Consider the following 20557-nt stretch of genomic DNA (forward strand, 5'->3'; position numbering starts at 1 on the left):
TTTCAGGCTAGTCCTACCGCGCGCCGCCGTGGTACAGGGCGGGGTCAGCGCGCGGAGGGCTAGGTCACAGAATCGTTTACTGGATCGGTCTAGTATCAAATCCGCACCTCAAGCCCACCTCAAGCACGTTCCCACCCCCACCGCAACCCCACCCAAGCCCACCGACAGCCCGCCGTGTTGGCCGATCTCGTACGGGGTCTTGGCCGTTGTGGACGCCCCGAAGGGCCACCCGGCCGCCGCCGACAGGCAGTTCTGGGTGTGAGATCGGCCAACACCCCGTACGAGATCGGCCAACACGGCGGTGGGGTCAGGCGGCGTCGAGGGTGCCTGCTCGCCAGAGGCGGGCGTAGGCGCCGTTCATGGCGAGGAGTTGGGTGTGGGTGCCCTCCTCTTCGATGCGGCCGTTGGCCAGGACGACGATGCGGTCGGCGCGGGCGGCGGTGGCCAGGCGGTGCGCGACCACGAAGGTGGTGCGCTCGCCGGTGAGGCGGTCGCTGGCGCTGAGCACGGCGGCCTCGGTGGCCGGGTCCAGCGCGGCGGTGGCCTCGTCCAGCAGCAGCAGGTCCGGGTCGACCAGGCGAGCGCGAGCCAGGGCGATGAGCTGGCGCTGGCCGGCGGAGAGGCCCTGACCGCGTTCGCCGACCGGCTGGCGGAAGCCCGCGCGCAGTCCGGCGATCATGGGCAGCGCGCCGACCGAGCGGGCCGCGGCCTCCACCTCGGCCGGGGTGGCCCCCGGGCGGCCGTAGCCGATGTTGCTGGCCACGTCGCCGGTGAACAGGTGCGGCTCCTGCGGCACCACGCCGAGCCTGCCGCGGTAGCCGGGCAGGTGGTAGGCGCGGATGTCCACCCCGTCCACCAGCACCGTGCCCTCGGTGACGTCGTAGAACCGGGCCAGCAGCTTGACCAGCGTGGACTTGCCCGCGCCGGTGGCGCCGACCAGCGCGATGGTCTCGCCGGGGCGGGCGGTCAGCGAGATGTCGGTCAGCGCCGGGCGGTCGGTGCCGGGGTAGGTGAAGCCGACCCCGCGCAGCTCGACCGCGCCGCGCAGCCGCTCGGGCACCGCGCGCGGGTGGCCCGCCGGGGGCACCGAGGTCGGGGTGCGCAGCAGGTCGCCGATGCGGTGCAGGCCGACCTTGGCCTGCTGGTAGCCGTCGAAGACCCCGGACAGCTGCTGGATGGGCGCGAAGAACAGCCCCAGGTACAGCAGGAACGCCAGCAGCACGCCCGCGGTCAGCGAACCGGTGGCCACCCGGTACGCGCCCACCCCGAGCACCGCGGCCTGCGCCAGGTCGGAGAGCAGGGTGACGAACGGGAAGTAGGTCGCGATGTAGCGCTGGGCCCGCAGCCGGGACCGCCGGTAGGCGTCGCTGCGCTCGGCGAAGGCGGCCGCGGAGTGCTCCTCCCTGGTGAACGCCTGGGCCACGCGCAGCCCGGAGACGTTCTCCTGCAGGTCGGCGTTGACCATCGAGACCCGCTCGCGCGCCTCGGCGTAGGCCTGCGAGGAGTAGCGGCGGAAGACCACCGTGGCGAGCAGCAGGATGGGCAGCGCGGCCAGCGCGACCAGGGCCAGCCCGAGGTCGGTGAGCAGCAGGGCCACCGTGATGCCGCCGACGGTCAGCACGCTGACCACCGCGGTGGCCAGCCCGGTCTGCAGGAACGTGGACAGCGCGTCCACGTCGGTGGTCATCCTGGTCATGATCCGCCCGGCCAGCTCGCGCTCGTAGTAGTCCAGGCCGAGGCGTTGCAGCTGGCTGAAGCTGCGCACCCGCAGCAGGTACAGCACGCTCTCCCCGGCCCGCGCGGTGACCAGGGTCTGCGCGCTGACCGCGGCCCAGCCCAGGCCCACCACCAGGACGCCGAGCAGCACCAGCCCGGCCAGCGCCCAGCCGGAGCGGGCGTCCACCCCGCTGTCCACGCCGTGCCGGAACAGGGTGGGCAGCGCGATCGAGGTGGCCGCGTCCACCGCCACGCAGGCCACCGCGAGCAGCAGCAGCCTGCGCACCGGTTCGAGCAGCCGCCGCAGCCGGAAGCCGGGGTCGGGCGCGCGGGCGTCGATGCCGGGCAGCTCCGGCTCGTCCCGCACCGGCGGCAGCGCGGCCACCTGCGCGAGCAGCTCGGGGGTCGCCTCCAGCGCGGTCATCGCGCCGACCCGGCCACCCCGGCCCGGCCGCGCGCCGCTGGCCGCCTGCCGGGCCGAGGCACTGGGTCCTGACATGTCCTCCGGCGGGTCCGGCCACAGCGCGGGCGTGACCCCGTCCGGGCCCGGCACCAGCGCCTCGGGCGCGGCGGCCTGGGTGTCCTCGATCGCCTCGCCCGGACCGGCCAGCAGCGCGCGGAACAGCGCGCAGCGCTCGGTCAGCTCGGCCTGGGTGCCCACGTCGACGACCTGGCCGCGGTCGAGCACCGCGATCCGGTCGGCCAGCGCTAGGGTGGAGCGGCGGTGCGCGATGAGCAGCGTGGTCCGGCTCGCGGTGACCGCGTGCAGGGTGGCGTGGATGGCCGCCTCGGTGGCCGGGTCCACCGCGGAGGTGGCGTCGTCCAGGATCAGCACCCTGGGGTCGGACAGCAGCGCGCGGGCCAGCGCGACCCGCTGCCGCTGACCACCGGAGAGGGTGAGCCCGCGCTCGCCGACCAGCGTGTCGTAGCCCTGCGGCAGCGCCTCGATGAACTCGTGCGCCTCCGCCGCCTTGGCCGCCGCCTCGACCTCGGCCTCGGTGGCGTCGGGCCGCCCGTAGGCGATGTTGGCCCGGACGGTGTCGGAGAACAGGAACGCCTCCTCGAACACCACCCCGATCGCCCCGCGCAGCGCGGCCAGCCGCAGCCCCCTGATGTCCGCGCCGCCCAGCCGCACGGTGCCCTCGTGCACGTCGTAGAACCGCGGCAGCAGCAGCGACACGGTGGACTTGCCGGACCCGGCGGTGCCCACCAGCGCCAGCGTCTCGCCCGGCGCGACCCGCAGGGACACCCCGTCCAGCACCGGCTCGCTGCGCCGGTAGCCGAAGCGCACGTCCTCGAAGGCCACCTCCAGCGGCCCGTCCGGCACCCCGGCGGCGTCCGGGGCGTCGCGCACCTCCGGCTGGGAGTCGATCAGGTCGTACACCCGCTCCACGCTGGCCCTGGCCAGCTGGCTGGTGATCAGCAGGCTGGACAGCATCCGGGCCGGGCCGATCAGGTTGGCCACGTAGGTGGCGAAGGCGAGGAAGGTGCCGAGGGAGACCTGCCCGCCGAGCGCGAGCGCCCCGCCCAAGCCGAGCACGCCGACCTGGCCCAGCGCGGGCAGCGCGGCCAGCGTCGCGTTCGGCTTCGCGGTCAGCCGGGCCGCGCGCAGCCGTTCGCCGAACAGGCGAGTGGCCGCCGCCTCCAGCCTGCCGGTCTCCCTGGCCTCCTGCCCGAAGCCCTTGACCACCCGGACCCCGGTGACCGTCTCCTCCACGTGCTGGGCCACGTCCGCGGCCCGCTGCTGCGCCGACCAGGTGGCCGGGAACAGCACGTTGCGGCTGCGCAGCACGGTGACGAACACCGCGGGCACCACCAGCAGCGCGACCAGGGTGAGCAGCGGGGACAGCCACAGCATCGCGCCGAGCGCGATCACCGCGAACACCACCTGGCCCGCGGCCAGCGGCACCATGGACAGCAGCGAGTGCACCAGCTGCAGGTCGGTGATCGCCCTGGACACCACCTGCCCGGTGCGCAGCGAGTCCTGGTTGCCGCCGTCCAGCCGCTGCACCGAGCCGAACACCGCGCGGCGCAGGTCGTGCTGCACGTCCAGGGCCAGCCGCCCGCCCAGGTAGCGGCGCACGAACGCGGTGCCGAAGGCCAGCAGCGCCAGCGCGCACAGCCCGGCCACGATCCAGGTCAGCCAGGCCGTGCTGCCGGCGACTGCGTCGTCCACCGCCTTGGCCAGCAGCAGCGGCGCGACGGCCTGCAACCCGACGCCGACCACCGAGGCCAGCATGGCCGCGACCACGATGCGCGGGTGCGCCCAGCAGGCGCGGGTCAGCCTGCGGATCCAGCCGCGGCCAGTGGAGGGGTTCGTGGTGGTGGGCACCCGGTCACGCTAACCCGGGTGCCCGACAGCGTTCGCGCTCAGGCGATGTCGCGCCGCTGCGCGACCAGCCTGCCCACGGCCACGAACAGGGCGACGTAGCCCAGGAACACCAGGCCGCTGCCCCACCAGGGCAGGCCGTCGGTGTCGGTGAAGCCGCGGCCGAGGGAGCGGGCCGCGCCGCTGATGGAGTCCAGCAGCAGGTCCTGGGCCACCCCGCCGACCATGTTGCTGCCGCTGGCGTTGGGCAGGAAGTAGGTCACCTCCGGCGCGCCCTGGCTGCCCAGCACCCCGCGGATCAGCGCCTCCAGCAGCGCGCCCAGCGGCACCACGAGCACCACGGCCAGCTGGTTGCCCATCAGCGCGCCCAGGCCGACGCCCAGCACCACCCACAGCACGTTGGCCAGCACCGCGACCAGGCAGAGCAGCAGCCAGGAGCCCACGTTCGGGAAGTTGTCGATGTCCAGCGCGAGCAGCGCGCCGACCGTGCCGAAGATCGCGATGACCACGCCGTAGAGCACGCCGAACCCGCTGTAGGTGATCAGCTTGGCCAGCATCGAGGCGGTCCGCGAGGGCGCGGTGAGGTAGGTGGTGGTGATGGTGCGGTGCTGGAACTCCCCGGCCACCGCCAGCCCGCCGAAGATCGCGGAGAAGATGGTGCCGATGTTCACCCCGCTGGCGAAGACCAGCAGCGCCAGCGGCACGTTCAGGTTGGTGTCCTGCACCTGCGAGGCGATCGAGGTCAGGAACAGGCCAGCCGCACTGCCGCCCAGCGTGACCAGCAGCGTGACCAGCGCGGCCGGGATGAGCAGCGCCCACCACACGTTGGTGGTCAGGATCTTGCGCAGCTCGCTCTTGATCAGGGCGCCCATCAGGCGTTACCTCCGTACTGGTTGCCCTGCTGGCCGGGCTGCGGCGGGTAGCCGGGCTGCTGCGGCTGCTGGTAGCCCTGCTGGTAGGCCTGTTGCTGCTGGTAGGCCTGCTCGTAGCTGGTCGGGGCGGGCAGGCCGCCGCTGGGCGGTCCCCAGCCGCCGCCCGGTGGCGTCGGCGGCGGGTACTGACCGGGGGCCTGGCCGGTGTACTGGGCGCTGGTCAGCTGGAAGAACAACCGCTCCAGGTCGACCTGCTCCTCCTGCATGGCGTAGATCGCCACGCCAGCGGCCAGGGCCACGTCGGCGACCTGCTTGGTGTGCACGCCGGTGATGGCCAGCCTGCCGTCCGGGGTCGGCTCGATCATGGTGTGCCCGGCCGCCTGCAGCGCCTCGACCAGCTTGTGCGGGTCGGCTGGCTGCACGATGACCCGGCTCTGCTGGGACTGGCGCAGCGTCTCCAGGCCGCCGTTGTAGACCGTGCGGCCGCGGCTGATGATCACCACGTGGTCCACCGTCTGCTCCACCTCGGCGAGCAGGTGGCTGGAGACCAGCACGGTGCGGCCGCTGCGCGCGAAGGACTGCAGGAAGCTGCGCAGCCAGGCGATGCCCTCCGGGTCCAGGCCGTTGGCCGGCTCGTCGAGCACCAGCACCTGCGGGTCGCCCAGCAGCGCGGTGGCCAGCGCCAGGCGCTGCCGCATGCCGAGGGAGAAGCTGCCCGCGCGCCGGTCGCCCGCCGCGCCGAGGCCGACCAGCTGGAGCACCTGGTCCACCCGCTCGTCCGGCACCTCCAGCGCGGCGGCGTAGATCTTGAGGTGGTTCCGGGCCGAGCGGCCGGGGTGGAAGCTCTGCGCCTCCAGCACCGCGCCGACCACCCGGCCGGGCTTGCCGAGCTGCCCGTAGGGCACGCCGTTGATGGTCGCCTGCCCGCTGGTGGGCCGGACCAGGCCGAGCACCATGCGGAGGGTGGTCGTCTTGCCGGAGCCGTTGGGGCCGAGGAAGCCGGTCACCGTGCCGGGTTCGACGATGAAGCTCAGGTCCTGCACCGCGGTGATGTTCCCGAACTGCTTCGTCAGGTTCCCCACCACGATCCGGCCACTGCCGTCGTGCACGCGTTCCTCCAGGTGCCACGGGGTACGGCCGCAATACTGCCGCATTCGTCGCGTTCGCGTGGCCGGATGCCGACCACGTGGCTCCTGGAGTGACCGGTTACACGGGGCGCTGGCGGATCCGCGGCAGGGTGGGCTCGCGCTCGACCACGGCCGCCCGGTGGATGCCGGGGTCGGTGGTCTCCACCGGGGCCGGACGGTCCGGGTCGAGGGTGGAGCTGAGCTGTTCGAGCAGCTCGGGGTCGAGCTCGCTGGGCATGGTGAGCCGGATGCGCGGGATCTCGGTGGTCACCTCGGCCGCGGTCTCCGGCGGCACGGCCGGCCCCGGCGGCTGGGTGGCGGCGCAGGCGCCGGCCGGGACCACGGTGACCGCGCCGATCACCGGGGGCGCGATGGACTGGGCGGCCTCGCCCGCGCCGACCGGTTCGAGCACGCCGGGGGACGTGCTGCCGGTCAGCGTGGCGCCGTGGCGCACCGGCTCGACGGCAGCCGGGGCGGGCAGCGGCACGAAGGCGCCGGGCGGCATGGTCCCGGTCAGCGGCGGTGTGGTCTCCGGCGTGATGGTGCCGCTGTGTCCCGGGTAGGGCGGGATGGCCCCCGGCGGCGAGGTGCCGCGGCGGGGCAGCGGCGGGGCCGCCTGCTCGGCCAGCGCGGCCAGCACGTCCGGCGGGATCCGCGCCTCCGACGGTGGCGTGGCGCGGGGGGCCTTGCGGCTGAACGGGTTGCGGCGGGCCATCCGGCGTTCGCGGTGGCCGGTGCCGTCGTTGATCAGGTGCCGGTGCGCGGTCAGCCACAGCTGGCAGGGCCACCGCCTGCTCCGCCCGAGGAACCCGCCCGGGCAGGCCTTGCAGCGGCCGTCGGCGTCCGGCTGGTGCACGGTCAGCAGCAGCCGCCAGCCCTCGGCCAGGCGCTGGAGCTCCGTGCGCGCCAGTGGCAACAGCGAGTTGGCGTCGCCCTCCTCGGCCAGTTGGTCAAGCAGGGCGAGCCGGTCCAGCACTGCCTGGCGCAGCACGTCGTCCATCCTGGTCGTCTCCTCTTCTCGCGGGGGAGGACTTCGCCAGCGCGTTGTCCAGTGCCGCGTCCAGCGCCCTGGTCTGCGCCGCGGACAGGACGGCGGTCTCCCCCGGCGGTGTGATGAGTAACACTGAGTCCGGTTCGGCGAGCAGGGTCACCGACCGCGCCCGCCCGAAGGGGTCATCACATTCCACCCACCAGCGTGGTTCACCCATGGGCGGCGGCCCTGCCCCGGAAAGGCATTGCTGACCTCGGCCGCAGTGCTGAGAACCGCGAGATGACCGCGTTCGGCGCACTGGGCTTGGGCATGGAGGAGTAATCGGCCGAGTACGGGCTGTCATGGAGTCCCCACCAGCGAAATCACTCAGTTGCCGGTGGGGTCACTCGATTGCCTGCACCTGTGCTGACGGTGCGCGCGAAAAGTTCCCAGGGGTGGTCGTGACCTACTTGCCGGTCCGCGTAGACTGATGTCGGCGGCTCGCTCCCGGTGACCCCCAGGCCGGTTGAGCGGGCCGCCCCTTTTTGTCTGATCAACTCTTCGGTTGGTCCACTTCGCGCAATCCCTCGTCAGAGTGACCCTGTCCGGTCACACCCGGTTCGTTCCGTGTTCCTGATTTATCTCACTCGACAAGATTCTTGCTAGGCGAGTTAGATGGGCAGGGAGGGTGATCGACCACTGGGAGGAAACATGCGCGTCCTGTTCACCAGCTCGGCCGGGCTCGGCCACCTGTTCCCGATGATCCCCACCGCCTGGGCGCTGCGCGCGGCCGGGCACGAGGTGCGGGTCGCCACCACCGGCGGCGCGGCCACCGCCGCGGCCAACGCCGGCCTCACCGTGGTCGAGTCGGCTCCCGGCGTCGTCTGGGAGGACGAGGTCCAGCGCGTGATGAAGGAGCACTTCGGCGACGCGGGCATCCCGGCCGCCCAGCCCGGCCAGCCCCGGCCCGACAGCATGGCCTCCGCCGGCGTCATGTTCGCCCACATGGCCGACCTGGCCACCGACGAGACCGTCCGCCAGGCCCAGCTGTGGCAGCCGGACCTGGTCATCTACGACCTGACCGACGCGGTCGGCCCGATGGTGGCCGCCAAGCTCGGCATCCCCTGCGTGCAGCACGGCTTCGGCCTGACCAACGCCAGCGAGCTGTTCGACGGGATGGTGCCCAACCTCGGCGGCACCTTCGAGCGGCTGGGCATCGACGGCCTCGCCGCCCCGGTGACCGCGATCGACCTGGCCCCGCCGAGCCTGGAGGGCGAGCTCAACGGCATCAGCACCCGCTACGTCGCCTACAACGGCGGCGCGGTGCTGCCCGAATGGCTCTCCGGGCCCAAGGAGCGGCCGCGGATCGTGATCACCATGGGCACCGCGATGGCGGTCATGGTCGGCCTGGGCCCGTGGCGGGCCATCCTGGACGCGGCCGCCGAGGCCGACGCCGAGCTGGTGCTGGCCGCCGGGTCCACCGACCTGTCCGGCCTGGACCTGCCCGCGCACGCCAGGGTGATCGAGTACGTGCCGCTGAGCGCGCTGCTGCCGGTCTGCGACGCGCTGGTGCACCACGGCGGCTCTGGCAGCACGCTGACCGCGGTGGCCTCGGGCGTGACCCAGCTGATCGTGCCGCAGGGCGCGGACCAGTTCTACAACGCCGAGCGGATCGACAAGCGCGGCGCGGGCCTGAGCGCCGAGCACGAGGGCGTCACCGGCGAGCAGCTGCACCGCCTGCTGCACGACGAGAAGCTCAAGGCCACCGTGGCCGAGGTGCGCGCGGAGATGGCCGCGATGCCCAGCCCGGCCGCGCTGGTGCCGCAGCTGGCGGAGATCGCGGGACACTGACCCCCTGAATGGTTCCGGCGGGCGGGCGTCCTTGGGGGCCGCCCGCCGCCGGAGCCGCGACCGGGGAGTCATCATGCGGGTGCTGGCGATCAGTTCGATGGGACTCGGGCACCTGTTCCCGATGGTCCCGACCCTGTGGGCGCTGCGCGCGGCCGGGCACGAGGTGCTGCTGCTGAGCTCGGCGGCGGGTGCCACCGCGGGCGCGAACGCGGGCCTGCCGGTGGTGGAGGCCGCGCCGGGGGTGGACTGGGACGCCGAGCTGGCCGATCCCGAGGTGCCGGTGGACCTGCTGACCAGGGTGGCCAGGCGGTTCGCCAGGATCACCGAGCTGATCAGCGACGAGGCCGCCCGGCAGGTGGAGTTCTGGCGGCCGGACCTGATCGTGCACGAGCTGCTCGACGCCACCGGCCCGCTGCTCGCGGCCAGGTACGGCATCCCCTGCGTGCACCACGGCTTCGGCATCACCTCGGTCGGCCCGCTGTTCGACCGGATGCGGGACTTCCTCGGCGCGACCATGGCCAGGCACGGCGTCGAGCAGCTGGCCACCCCGGCCACCACGATCGACATCGCCCCGCCCAGCCTCGGCGGCGACCTGGGCGGCCTGCGGGTGCGGTACGTGCCCTACAACGGCGGCGCGGTGCTGCCGGACTGGCTGGCCCGGCCACGGGAGCGGCCGCGGATCGTGGTCACCATGGGCACCGTGCTGGCCATGGACGACGAGCCGTGGCGGAGCATCCTGGCCGCGGCCCGGGACACCGGGGCCGAACTGCTGCTGGCCGCGGGGTCGACCAGCCTGGCCAAGCTGGGTGAGCTGCCACCGCACACCAGGGTGATCGGGTACGTGCCGCTGAGCGCGCTGCTGCCGGTCAGCGAGGCCGTCGTGCACCACGGCGGCTCCGGCAGCACGCTCACCGCGCTGGCCTGCGGCGTGCCCCAGCTGGTGGTGCCGCAGGGCGCGGACCAGTTCTACAACGGCCAGCGGATCGCCGCCCGCGGCGTGGGACTGACCGCGGAGGGCACCGGCGTGACCGCCGAGCAGCTGCACCGGCTGCTGCACGACCAGGAGATCAAGACCGCCATCGCGGAGGTGCGGGCCGAGCTGGCCGCGATGCCCAGCCCGGCGGAACTGGTGCCGGCCCTGGCGGCCATTGCTCAAACTTGAGTATGTTGGTGCCATGCGCGTTCTGCTGACAAGCACCCCTGGTCTCGGCCACCTCTTCCCGCTGATCTCCACCGCATGGGCGCTCCGGGCCGCCGGCCACGAGGTGCGGGTGGCCACCACCGGCGCCGCGGCCACCGCGGCCGCGAACGCGGGCCTGACCGTGGTCGAGGCCGCGCCGGGGGTGGACCTGGACGCCGAGATCGCCCGCCTGGTCGCGGCCGAACCCGAGCCGGCGCGGGACGAGCAGTCCCGGCCGGACACCATCGCGCTGGCCGGCCGGTACTTCGCGCTGTTCGCGGAGCTGATGCTGGCCGAGTCCCTGCGCCAGGCCCGGCTGTGGCAGCCGGACCTGGTGGTCTACGAGCTGTGCGACGCGACCGGGCCGATCATCGCCGCCAAGCTCGGCATCCCCTGTGTGGCACACGGGTTCGGCTTCAGCGGCGGGCACGGGCTGATCGAGCTGATCCACGGCAACCTGGGCGAGTCGCTGGCGGTGCCGGAGACCGCGCTGGACCTGGCCCCGCCGAGCATGCACGGCGGCCTCAAGGGCATCAGTACCAGGTACGTGCCCTACAACGGCGGCGCGGTGCTGCCGGCGTGGCTGGCGGAGCCGAGGGAGCGGCCGCGGATCGTGGTCACCATGGGCACCGTCGACCAGGGCAGCGCGGACCTGAGCCCGTGGCACAGAATTCTTGATGCGGCGCAGGGCCTGGACGCCGAGCTGGTGCTGGCCGCCGGACCGTGGGACCTCTCCGCGCTGGAGCTGCCCGAGCACGCCAGGGTGATCGGCTACCTGCCGCTGACCGCGCTGCTCGCGCGCAGCGACGCGGCCATCCACCACGGCGGCTCCGGCAGCACGCTGACCGCGCTGGTGGCCGGCATCCCGCAGCTGCTCATGCCCTACGGCGCGGACCAGTTCATCAACGCCGACCTGGTGGCCAAGCGCGGTGTCGGCCTGGTCGCCGAGCACAGCGGGGTGACCTCGGCGCAGCTGGCCGGACTGCTGCACGACGTCGAGCTCAAGGCCGCGGTGGCCGAGGTCCAGGCGGAGATCGCGGCCCTGCCCAGCCCGGCGGAGCTGGTGCCGCACCTGGAGGTCATCGCGGGCCGCTGAGCACGTAGAGCACCGCGCCGAGGCCGAGCAGCGCGGCGAACAGGCTGGTCCACAGCGGCAGCCGCCCGTCCCACCGGCGGGCCGACCCCGGCAGGTCGGCCCGGACGAGGCGGTACCGCCGCCGCAGGTCCCAGCTGACCAGCCCGGCCACCGGCCCGGCGACCAGCACGATGCCCGCGGCCAGCGCCGGACTCCGGTGCGCGGCCAGCCGGACCAGCACCAGGCTCGCGCCCAGGAAGGCCAGCAGGGTGCGCCGCCAGGCCAGCACGGTCCGCTCGGGTTGCAGGCCGGGGTCGATCACAGCAGCACCAGCAGCACCGCGGCCAGCCCGGCCAGCACCAGCACCACGCCGAGCAGCGGCAGCAGCACCGGTCCGGGCAGCGGCTGACCCAGCCGCATGGCGCGTTCGGCCGCGGCCCAGCGGAAGAAGGCCGCGCCCGCGCACAGCACACCCGCGAGCAGCAGCGCCACCGCCAGCACGGTGCGCAGCAGACCGTGACCCGGCAGGCCGACCGCCTCCACCGCCACCCCGCCGGCCATCAGGCCGAGCGAGGTGCGGATCCAGGCGAGGAAGGTGCGCTCGTTGGCCAGCGTGAAGCGCGGATCGGGCTCCGAACCCGCGTCGTACACACCGTGGGGCCAGCGTCGCGAGGTCACCGCAACACCGTAGGGGCTCGGCGCGGGACCTGCACCAGGTCTCGACCGCACCACGACGCGACCGGCGGTGTTGCCGGGATGCCCCCGTACGACCCGGTACGCGGGCATCCCGGCGCCTTGCCGGACGCGCCGTGGCACGGCCGATACCAGGCACAGGTCCCGCGCCGAGCCCCTGAAACGAGGTGTTCGGCCTCGCCGGGATGCGAGAAGCTGAGGTCAAGTCGCGCCGCCCGGGGGGCGGAGTGGCCAGGCTGGGTGGAGCGAGTTCGAGGGGAAGATCGGGCGGTGTGCCAGGGCAACGGGCACACCGCCCGAACTAGTTCTCAGCTCAGGCCTGGACCTGGTTGTAGAAGGTCTGCGCGTTGCTGTCGAACAGCGTGCCCCAGGTGGTGGTGCGCCGGTCGGAACGGCTGTTCACCGCCCAGATCTGGTCGTTGGCGTTGAGCCACGCGCCACCGCTCTGGCCACCGATGCCGTTGCAGGCCAGCGTCGCGTCGTAGGTCTGCACGCGGGCCTGGCCGCCGCAGTTGTAGCTCTGCTGGCCGGTGTACGGGGACTCGGCCGGGTAGCCGTACAGGGTGGACTGCTGGGCGCGCTTGTCGTTGAACACGATGCTCTTCGCGCCCACGGTGTCGGTCAGGCTCTTGCCCGCCTGCGGGGTCACGGTGAAGGCCGCGTAGTCATAGGCGAAGTCGCGCTGGCTGCTGGAGGTCCACCGCGCCGGGATGTGCAGCTTGGCGGCCGGCCAGGTGCCGTACGGGCGGGCGTTGTTCAGGTACGCGGGCAGGAAGGTCACGTTCGCCGAGGTGCTGCCGCCGTACTGCAGGCAGTGCGCCGCGGTCCAGACCAGGTTCTTGTTGGCCGCGACCACCGAGGTGGCCGAGCAGCTGGAGTTGCGGCCGCCGGTGGTGAACAGCAGACGGCCCTGGCTGCGCATCTTCTCGGTGGTGTACGGGCCGGGGACCGGCTGGATGGTGGCCTGCGGTCCGGCGGCGGACAGGCCGCCGGTGCTGCTCATGTCCGGGCCGGGCATGGGCATCGGGTTGTTCAGCGCGTCCTTGATCCGCTCCGGCGTCCAGTAGTCAGCGGTCTGCTGCGCGGACACCTCCTGGGTGGGACTGGCGGCGGCCTGGCTGACCGGGATCACGGCCAGCGCGGCGGCGCAGGCGCCAAGGGCGAACAAGCGGGTGAGCTTCATCGGAAGTTCCTTCCACCTCATGTGCAGGGGGCATGAGGACTCCGACGCTAGGAGGCGCACGCGGCGGGCTGGCAGGGTCCGTTCGGCGGTGGCCATTCAGTGAATGGATGCAAAAACCTGACCAAAGGTCGGTGTACTGACCGGTTGCCCTTGACCAGGTATCTAGATTCTTCCTACTTTCGACAGTAGAGATCCGATGAATGCGCTTACCCGCTGCACAGAGAGGTGCTGGGATGGATGGTGCGGGCGAGGTGACCCGGCGCGGGCTGCTGGGCGGTGCGCTGGCCGGCGTGGCGGGTGTGGTGGCCGCACCCGCCGCCCTGGGCGCACCTGGCCCGGCCGTCCCCGCCGAAGCCGTGGGCAGCGGCTCGGCAGGGGACGGCTGGGTCGGCGGCCCCGACGAGCGCGGCTGGACCGAGTTCCTGGCCGACAGCGACCTGCGCTGGCGCAGGCTGCCTGCCACCTGGGCCGAGGGCCCGTTCCTCGGCAACGGCTTCCTCGGCTCCGGCATCTACGCCCCGCCCGGCGGCAACAGCATCCGGTTCAACGTGCAGCACTCCGAGGTGCAGGACCACCGGCCCGAGTTCGGCGCGCTGTTCGGCCTGGCCCGCATCCCGATCGGCCACCTCGCGCTCACCCCGGTCGGCGCGATCACCGGCGTGGACTGGCGGCTGGACCTGGGCAAGGCCGAGCTGCGCGGCACCATCACCACCGCAGCGGGCAGCATCGCCCTGCGCGCTATCGTCCACAGTGGACGGTCGATCCTCGCGGTGGAGCTCGAACCCACCGCGGGTGAGCGCGAGCTGACCTGGACCTTCCACCCGGCCAAGGCGATCAGCCCGCGCACCGACCCGCGCTTCAACAAACCCGCGCCGCCCGGCTTCTTGCCCAACCCGGACCCGGTGCTGGAGCAGCACGGCGACACCCGGCTCGCGGTGCAGCCGCTGCTGGCCGGCGGCGGCCACGTCACCGCCTGGCGCGAGGTGCGCAGGGGCAGCCGCCGCACCCTGTTCGCCACCGTGGCCTGGGCGCACCCCGGCACGCCACCCAGGGCGAAGGCGCTGCACGCGGTCCGCGCGGTCAGCCCGTCCTTCGACGGCTTCGCCCGCGACCACCGGCGCTGGTGGCGGGCGTACTACCGCAAGAGCTTCCTGTCCGTGCCGGACGCCCGGTTGCAGAGCTTCTACTGGATCCAGCTCTACAAGATCGCCGCCGCGGCCCGCGCGGACGCCCCGGTGATGGCCACCACCGGCCCGTGGCTGGAACCGACGCCCTGGCCCGCCACCTGGTGGAACCTGAACGTGCAGCTGGAGTACTGGCTGATCCACGGCTCCAACCACCTGGAGCTGGACGCGGTCACCCGCAGCCTGGACCGGCACCGGGACGCGCTGCGCGAGCAGGTGGACGCGGCCTACCGGGACGGTTCCTACGGCGTGCCGCGCACCACGGACATGTTCCTGCGCAACGGCTCCGGCACCGGCACCGCGGGCTACGGCATCGGCGTGCCCGGCAGGGCCGAGCCGACGCCGGAGGTCGGCAACCTGGTGTGGGCGCTGCACAACGTGTGGCTGTCCTACCGGCACACCATGGACGAGCACCTGCTGCGCGAGGTGCTGTTCCCGCTGCTGCGCGGCGCGGTCCGGTACTACCTGCACTTCCTCACCCCCGGCCCGGACGGCAGGCTGCACCTGCCGTTCACCTTCTCCCCGGAGTACGGGGTGAACGCGCCGGACTGCACCTACGACCTGGCCCTGCTGCGCTGGGGCTGCAAGACCCTGCTGGATGCGGCCAAGATCCTGCGGGTGGCCGATCCGATGACCGGGCGCTGGCGGGAGGTGCTGGCCAAGCTGGCCGACTACCCGGTGGACGCCAACGGCTACATGATCGGCGCGGGCGCGCCGTTCGCGAAGTCGCACCGGCACTACTCGCACCTGTTGCAGGTCTACCCGCTCTACGAGGTCACCTGGGAGCAGCCGGAGCACCGGAAGCTGATCGAGACCTCCCTGGAGCACTGGATCAGCTTCGAGGGCGCGTTGCAGGGCTACAGCTTCACCGGCGCGGCCTCGATCTCCGCGCAGATGGGCCGCGGCGAGAAGGCCGAGTTCTACCTGGGTGAGCTGCTGCGCCGCTTCGTCAAGCCGAACACCATGTACGCCGAGTCCGGCCCGGTGATCGAGACGCCGCTGTCGGCGGCCCAGTCCCTGCACGACATGCTCTGCCAGAGCTGGGGCGGGGTGATCCGGGTGTTCCCCGCGGTCCCGGCCAGCTGGCGGGAGGCGGTGCTGCACGAGTTCCGCACCGAGGGCGCGTTCCTGTTGTCCGCCAAGCGATCCGGCGGGGCCACCCAGTGGGTGCGGCTGCGCAGCGAGGCCGGTGCGCCGTGCCTGCTGCGGCCGGGCATCGAGGGCGAACTGGTGGTCAGGGACCGCTGGGGCCTGCCCAGGCGCTGGCAGGACCTGGGCGGCGGCACCATCGAGATCCCGCTGCGCCGGGGTGAGGAGGTGCTGGTGCACCGCAAGGGCACGCGTCCGGATCTGGCCATCAGAGCGGTGACGCCCAACACACCGGCCGAACCCTGGGGGTTACCCGCATAACGAACCGATGCCGGGTTCACAGCTTTTTCTCAGACCGCTCACACCAACGCTTCAGCACGGGATGATTGATTGTGAAGTGCGGGGCGATCGGGGCGCCCCGTCCAACTTCCTCCGGCAGCAGGGGCCGGAGGATGTGTGTCCGGCAGCAGGGGCCGGACACAGGTGCGAGCGGCTCACCTGCTCGCAGTACAGGTGAGCCGCCCGCGCGCGCGTTAGCTCCTGAGCGCCCGTGCGAACGGGCGGGTGTGCGGGTTACGGCAGCGGCAGACCTCGGCCGTCGGCGAAGGTGAACAGGTCACCGGTCTCGGCGAGCATGGTGCAGCTGTTGGGGAACTTGCCCTGCCAGCTCAGCTCCTTGCCGCGGTAGGTGCCCTTGGCGGTCACCGTGCGCGGGTGGTAGTCGAGCGTGCAGGCGTAGCCGTCCTTCGGCGCGAGCTTGGCGATGTCGCCGTGCGCGCGGGCCAGCGAACGGCAGGCGCGGGTCGGGCTCGGGTGCGTGCCGAGCGCCGGGTTGCAGCCCAGGACCGCGGTCTCGTCCGGCAGCAGGGAGTCCTGCTCGCCGTAGGCCACCGACAGCGTCATCGCCGTGACGTCCAGACCGGAGTTGGTCGCCGCGGTGGCGGCGGGGGTCATCGCGAACAGCGCGGCTGCGGTCAGCGCCGTGCTGGCGAGTAGGTGTGAGGTACGCATAGTGCGAACCGGTCTACCGGAGTCGCGCCCGCCCGCCGAGGTCTGCACTGCCGGGTCCGCCGGATCGCGTGACACCCGGTCGTGGATGTTCACTCTCCGTTGATGCGGAACAGGTGTCCCGCGCGGGTCGCGAACTCACAGGGATTGCCGAAGAAGACCTCTTCGTTCACCGGGCGGCCCTGCCAGTGCCCGCGCGCGGTGGCCTTCTTCGGGCTCTCGATGTGGTCGGTGCAGGCGATCTCGGTGTCGCCGACCTTGCGCACGTCGCCACCGGCCTTGGCCAGCTCGGCGCAGGCGAGTCCGGGCGTGGGGTGCGTGCCCTCGTCCGGGTTGCAGGTCAGGGTGGCCACGTCCAGCGCGTTCGCGGTCTCGGCGTGCTCCAGGGTCAGCGTGAGCGAGCTCTGCGGCGGCGGGGTGAGCAGGCCGGGGACCAGCAGGCCGGTGGCCGCCAGCACGGGCAGGAAGGTGGGGAGGGGCATGCCTTCGATGGTGCCGCGCCGGGGGTGGCGAAACGCCGCTTCCCCGGCGGGACCACCGGATCGTGCCTCGACTTCAGTCCACAGTGGACGCGTGGTCACCCAGGGTCGCCACCGCGTCCTTGATGGCCCGCTGAGCCACCGCGAACAGCCCAGCGCCAAGGGAGATCCGGGCCACGCCGAGCGCGGCCAGCTCCGGCACGGACGGGCCGTCGAAGTAGTAGTGCACGTTCACCGGGCCGGGCACCGCCGAGGTGAACTCCTTGATCTGCGCGGGATCCCGCAGGCCGATCGGGTATACGCAGTCCGCGCCCGCGGCCAGGTAGGCCCGCCCGCGTTCGATCCCCTCGGCCAGTTTATCCTGCGGCGCAACGGAATCCCGGATGAAGCAGTCGATCCGGGCGTTCAGCACGAACGGCCGGCCAACGGACTTGACCGCGGTCAGCCACTCGACCTGCTCGGCCAGCGGCCTGAGCCCGCCGCGGTGGTCGCCGTCCTCCAGGTTGCAGCCGACCGCGCCCGCCGCCAACAGCGCCGAGGTGAACTCCGCGGCGGAGAGGCCGTAGCCCGCCTCCAGGTCCGCGGTCACCGGCGCGGTGGTGGCGGCCGCGATCGCGGCCACCCCGGCGAAGGCGACCGCGGGCGGCATCGAGTTGTCATCCGGGTACCCGGCGGCCGCGGCCACGGCGTAGCTCGAGGTGGCGACCACCGGGAAACCCAGGCCCTCAACCAGTCGCGCGGTGGCCGCGTCCCAGGAGTTGGGCAGCACCAGCGGTTTCCCCGGCACGTGCAGCGACTTCAGCAGCGCGGCCTGCGCGGTGAGGTCACGCATGCGGGTGCTCCACCTTGAACGGCAGCTCCTGGGTCACGTTCAGCATGTTCCAGGCGTTGATCACCACGATCGCGTACACCACCTTGGCCAGGGTCTCCTCACCGAAGACCCGCAGCGCCTCGGCGTAGACCTCCTGCGGCACACCGGCGTGGTTGTTGATGCCGGTGACCGCCTCGGTCAGCGCCAGCGCGGCCCGCTCGGCCTCGGTGAACACGCCCGCGGCCTCCCGCCAGGCGGCCACCAGGCCGAGCCGCTGCTGGGTCTCGCCCATCGCGACCGCGTCCCTGACGTGCATGTCCAGGCAGAAGGCGCAGCCGTTGAGCTGCGAGGCGCGGATCTTGATCAGCTCGCCGATGGTCTTGTCCAGGCCGGAGTCGGCCACGGTCTGGTTGAAGGCCAGCATGGCCTTGTACCCCGCTGGCCAGGACTTCCCGAAGAGTGCTCTGTTGTTGCTCACGGAGATCAGCCTAGGTGGAACTGGTCCACAAAACTGGACCAGTGAACGGCAAGTAATCTGGACCAGTGGCCGAGCTCCATCTGGACCTGGAACCCGGGCTGACCCGGCACACCGCCATCGGCCGGGCACTGCGCGCGGCGATCAGGGACGGCAGGCTGCGCCCCGGCGACCCGCTGCCCTCCACCAGGGTGCTGGCCGCCCAGCTCGGTGTGGCCAGGGGCACCGTGGTGGAGGCGTACGCGCAGCTCACCGCCGAGGGCTGGCTGCGCAGCCGCCAGGGCGCGCCGACCGTGGTGGCCGCCGCCCCCGCCCTGGACCCGCCGACCACGCACCGGCCCGCCGAGCAGGGCCCGCGCTGGGACTTCCGGCCGGGCGAGCCGGACACCTCGCTGTTCCCCGGCGCCGCCTGGCTGGCCGCGCTGCGCACGGTGCTGCGCAGCGCGCCGGCGGAGGTCTTCCGCTACGGCGACCAGCGCGGCCGGATCGAGCTGCGCACCGCGCTGGCCGGGTACCTGGCCCGCGCGCGCAAGGTGCTCTGCCCGCCGGAGCGGATCGTGGTCTTCAGCGGCTTCTCCCCGGCGCTGCGGGTGCTGTGCGAGACCTTCCAGCAGCTCGGCATCGGCGAGCTGCACATGGAGGAGCCCTGCCTGTACCGGCACCGGGACGTGGTGACCAAGACAGGAATGGGCATCCGGACTGCCCCGGTGGACGGCGAGGGCCTGACGGTGAGCGCGCTGACCGGCCGCGCCGCGCTGGTCACCCCCGCGCACCAGTACCCGCTGGGCTACACGCTGAGTCCGTTGCGGCGCAAGCAGATCGTGGACTGGGCCCGGCGGGTGGACGGGTACGTGGTGGAGGACGACTACGACGGCGAGTACCGGTTCGACCGGCAGCCGGTGGGCGCGCTGCACGAGCTGGACCCGTCCAGGGTGATCTACGGCGGCACCACCTCGAAGCTGCTCGCCCCCGGCATGCGGCTGGGCTGGCTGGCGCTGCCGGCCCGGCTGGTCGACCCGGTGGTGGACGTGCTGACCAACCAGACCGTGCCCGCGCTGGACCAGCTCGCGCTGGCCGAGCTGATCACCAGCGGCCGGTTCGACGCGCACATCCGGCGCACCCGCACCGCCTACCGCCGCCGCCGCGAACACCTGGTGACCACCCTGGCCGACCTGCCCGTCGGCGCGGGCCTGACCGGCATCTCCGCCGGTCTGCACGCGGTCCTGGAGCTGCCGGAAGGCCTGGCCCTGGAGCGGGAGCTGGTCGCCAGGGGCGCCCGGCGCGGCATCGCGCTGGAGGGCCTGGAGCCGTACTGGCACGGCGAGCCGAGGCGGACGGGCCTGGTGCTGGCCTACAGCCGGGTCCCGGCCGCCCAGGCCCGCCGCTCGGTGGAAGCCCTGAACAAGCTGCTGCGCGGGAGCTAGATCTCGATCACCTGGCCCGAGCGGCTGGAGGCGTAGGCGGCCTCGATGATCTCCGCCGTGGTCACTCCGTCCAGCGCGCTCACCGGCGGCGGCGCGCCCTCGGTGAGCGCCTTCACGATGCCCGCGTAGTAGTGCTGGTAGCCGCCGGGCTCGGTGCGCACCGGCTGGAAGTCGCCGACCGAGCCCACCCGGCCCCAGGCTTCCTCCGGCTCCTCGCCCCAGCCGGGGCCGCCCGGGGTCGCGCCCTGTTTGAGCAGCTCCTCCTGCGGGTCCATGCCGTGCTTGACGTAGGCGCCGGCGTCGCCGAGCACCCGGAACCGCGGGCCCAGGTCGGCGGCCAGCGCGCTCATCCACAGCTGGGAGCGCACCCCGCCGTGGTGGGTGAGGGCGAGGAAGGCGTCGTCGTCGGCGACCGCGCCGGCGCGGCGCACGCCGATCTCGGCGTAGACGTGGACCGGCCGCCCGAACAGCGCCACCGCCTGGTCGATCAGGTGGCTGCCCAGGTCGTGCGTGATGCCGCCGGCGTCGGCCGGGTCCGCGCTTTCCTTCCAGGCTTTCCAGCTGGTGCTGGGATCGGGCCGCCAGCGTTCGAACCGGGATTCGAACCGGGTCGGATTTCCGATTGCTCCCTCAGTGAGAATTCGCCGTACGGTAAGGAAATCCCCGTCGTAACGCCGGTTGTGGAACGGCGCGGCCAGCAGCCCCCGGCTCGCGGCCAGGTCGGCCAGCGCGGCGGCATCGGCCGCGGTGGCCGAGAACGGCTTGTCCACCACCACCGGCAGCCCGTGCCGGAGCGCGGCCGAGGCGTTGGCGTAGTGCTCCCGGTTCGGCGTGGAGATCACCGCGAGGTCGAACTCGTCGTGGCGTACCAGCAGGTCATCCAGGCTGCGGATGATCTCGGTGTCCGGATACCGCTCGCGCACCGCCTGCTGCCGCTGTGGGTTGCCGGTGACCACCGCGGCCAGCCGCAGGCCGGGGGTGCTGTCCAGGAAGGGGGCGTGGAAGGCCGAGCCACCCAGCCCGTAACCCACCAAAGCCGCGCGCACAGTCATGTGATCAGCCTAGGAGCCCACGCGTGCCCGCGCCCGCGC

General features: G+C 72.9%; 17 protein-coding genes. 5 read left to right on the plus strand and 12 right to left on the minus strand.

From position 1 onward, the window contains the following. Nucleotides 1–307: 307 nt before the first annotated feature. The 4 genes from N8J89_RS05205 to N8J89_RS05220 all read right to left on the minus strand — a co-directional run bounded on the left by N8J89_RS05205 (nt 308) and on the right by N8J89_RS05220 (nt 7044). Nucleotides 308–4048 (minus strand): ABC transporter ATP-binding protein, encoded by a 3741-nt coding sequence (locus tag N8J89_RS05205; RefSeq protein ID WP_283663212.1) that lies wholly within the window; start codon nt 4046–4048, stop codon nt 308–310. Between the two features lie 38 nt (nt 4049–4086). Further along, a complete protein-coding gene (locus N8J89_RS05210; RefSeq protein ID WP_283663213.1) occupies nt 4087–4917 on the minus strand; it encodes an ABC transporter permease in 831 nt (276 codons plus the stop codon). Beyond that, a complete protein-coding gene (locus N8J89_RS05215) occupies nt 4917–6026 on the minus strand; it encodes an ABC transporter ATP-binding protein (protein WP_283663214.1) in 1110 nt (369 codons plus the stop codon). The genes N8J89_RS05210 and N8J89_RS05215 overlap by 1 nt, the downstream gene beginning before the upstream one ends. A gap of 97 nt (nt 6027–6123) precedes the next feature. Then, a complete protein-coding gene (locus N8J89_RS05220) occupies nt 6124–7044 on the minus strand; it encodes a hypothetical protein (RefSeq protein ID WP_283663215.1) in 921 nt (306 codons plus the stop codon). A 681-nt stretch (nt 7045–7725) separates the two neighbouring features. Between N8J89_RS05220 and N8J89_RS05225 the strand changes: the two genes are divergently transcribed. From N8J89_RS05225 to N8J89_RS05235, 3 genes are all read left to right on the plus strand, one after another. Continuing rightward, complete coding sequence (locus N8J89_RS05225) at nt 7726–8865, plus strand: nucleotide disphospho-sugar-binding domain-containing protein (protein WP_283663216.1); 1140 nt, start codon at nt 7726–7728, stop codon at nt 8863–8865. A 73-nt stretch (nt 8866–8938) separates the two neighbouring features. Then, nucleotides 8939–10027 carry a nucleotide disphospho-sugar-binding domain-containing protein gene (locus N8J89_RS05230; protein WP_283663217.1) on the plus strand — a complete coding sequence of 363 codons (1089 nt, stop codon included), beginning with the start codon at nt 8939–8941 and terminating at the stop codon, nt 10025–10027. A gap of 13 nt (nt 10028–10040) precedes the next feature. Continuing rightward, nucleotides 10041–11141, plus strand: coding sequence for a glycosyltransferase (locus N8J89_RS05235; protein ID WP_283663218.1), 1101 nt, complete (start codon nt 10041–10043; stop codon nt 11139–11141). Here the strand turns inward: N8J89_RS05235 and N8J89_RS05240 are convergent. The 3 genes from N8J89_RS05240 to N8J89_RS05250 form a co-directional block, all read right to left on the minus strand. Beyond that, nucleotides 11125–11442: a DUF202 domain-containing protein gene (locus tag N8J89_RS05240; protein WP_252484195.1), complete on the minus strand. Its 318-nt coding sequence runs from the start codon at nt 11440–11442 to the stop codon at nt 11125–11127. The genes N8J89_RS05235 and N8J89_RS05240 overlap by 17 nt on opposite strands. Beyond that, the gene (locus N8J89_RS05245; protein ID WP_283663219.1) at nt 11439–11798 is read right to left on the minus strand and encodes a YidH family protein; all 360 of its coding nucleotides are present in this window, start codon (nt 11796–11798) and stop codon (nt 11439–11441) included. The genes N8J89_RS05240 and N8J89_RS05245 overlap by 4 nt, the downstream gene beginning before the upstream one ends. Nucleotides 11799–12126: 328 nt before the next feature. Continuing rightward, on the minus strand, nt 12127–12996 hold the full coding sequence (locus tag N8J89_RS05250; protein WP_283663220.1) for a trypsin-like serine peptidase: 870 nt from the start codon (nt 12994–12996) through the stop codon (nt 12127–12129). Between the two features lie 233 nt (nt 12997–13229). On the opposite strand from N8J89_RS05250, the gene N8J89_RS05255 reads away from it, so the two are divergent. Further along, nucleotides 13230–15590 (plus strand): glycosyl hydrolase family 95 catalytic domain-containing protein, encoded by a 2361-nt coding sequence (locus tag N8J89_RS05255; protein WP_283663221.1) that lies wholly within the window; start codon nt 13230–13232, stop codon nt 15588–15590. 252 nt (nt 15591–15842) lie between these two features. Here the strand turns inward: N8J89_RS05255 and N8J89_RS05260 are convergent, their stop codons facing one another. The 4 genes from N8J89_RS05260 to N8J89_RS05275 form a co-directional block, all read right to left on the minus strand. Next, on the minus strand, nt 15843–16280 hold the full coding sequence (locus N8J89_RS05260) for an SSI family serine proteinase inhibitor (protein WP_283663222.1): 438 nt from the start codon (nt 16278–16280) through the stop codon (nt 15843–15845). An 89-nt stretch (nt 16281–16369) separates the two neighbouring features. Further along, on the minus strand, nt 16370–16759 hold the full coding sequence (locus N8J89_RS05265; protein ID WP_283663223.1) for an SSI family serine proteinase inhibitor: 390 nt from the start codon (nt 16757–16759) through the stop codon (nt 16370–16372). A 73-nt stretch (nt 16760–16832) separates the two neighbouring features. Continuing rightward, nucleotides 16833–17588 (minus strand): isocitrate lyase/PEP mutase family protein, encoded by a 756-nt coding sequence (locus N8J89_RS05270; RefSeq protein ID WP_283663224.1) that lies wholly within the window; start codon nt 17586–17588, stop codon nt 16833–16835. Next, nucleotides 17581–18045 carry a carboxymuconolactone decarboxylase family protein gene (locus N8J89_RS05275; protein ID WP_283663225.1) on the minus strand — a complete coding sequence of 155 codons (465 nt, stop codon included), beginning with the start codon at nt 18043–18045 and terminating at the stop codon, nt 17581–17583. Before N8J89_RS05275 ends, N8J89_RS05270 begins: the two co-directional genes overlap by 8 nt. Nucleotides 18046–18110: 65 nt before the next feature. Between N8J89_RS05275 and pdxR the strand changes: the two genes are divergently transcribed. Continuing rightward, complete coding sequence (gene pdxR / locus N8J89_RS05280) at nt 18111–19466, plus strand: MocR-like pyridoxine biosynthesis transcription factor PdxR (protein ID WP_283663226.1); 1356 nt, start codon at nt 18111–18113, stop codon at nt 19464–19466. Here pdxR and N8J89_RS05285 read toward each other — a convergent pair. Further along, a complete protein-coding gene (locus N8J89_RS05285) occupies nt 19463–20518 on the minus strand; it encodes a Gfo/Idh/MocA family oxidoreductase (protein ID WP_283663227.1) in 1056 nt (351 codons plus the stop codon). The genes pdxR and N8J89_RS05285 overlap by 4 nt on opposite strands. Between the last annotated feature and the right edge of the window lie 39 nt (nt 20519–20557).

The organism is Crossiella sp. CA-258035, assembly GCF_030064675.1.
In the GTDB taxonomy this organism is placed as follows: Bacteria; Actinomycetota; Actinomycetes; order Mycobacteriales; family Pseudonocardiaceae; genus Crossiella.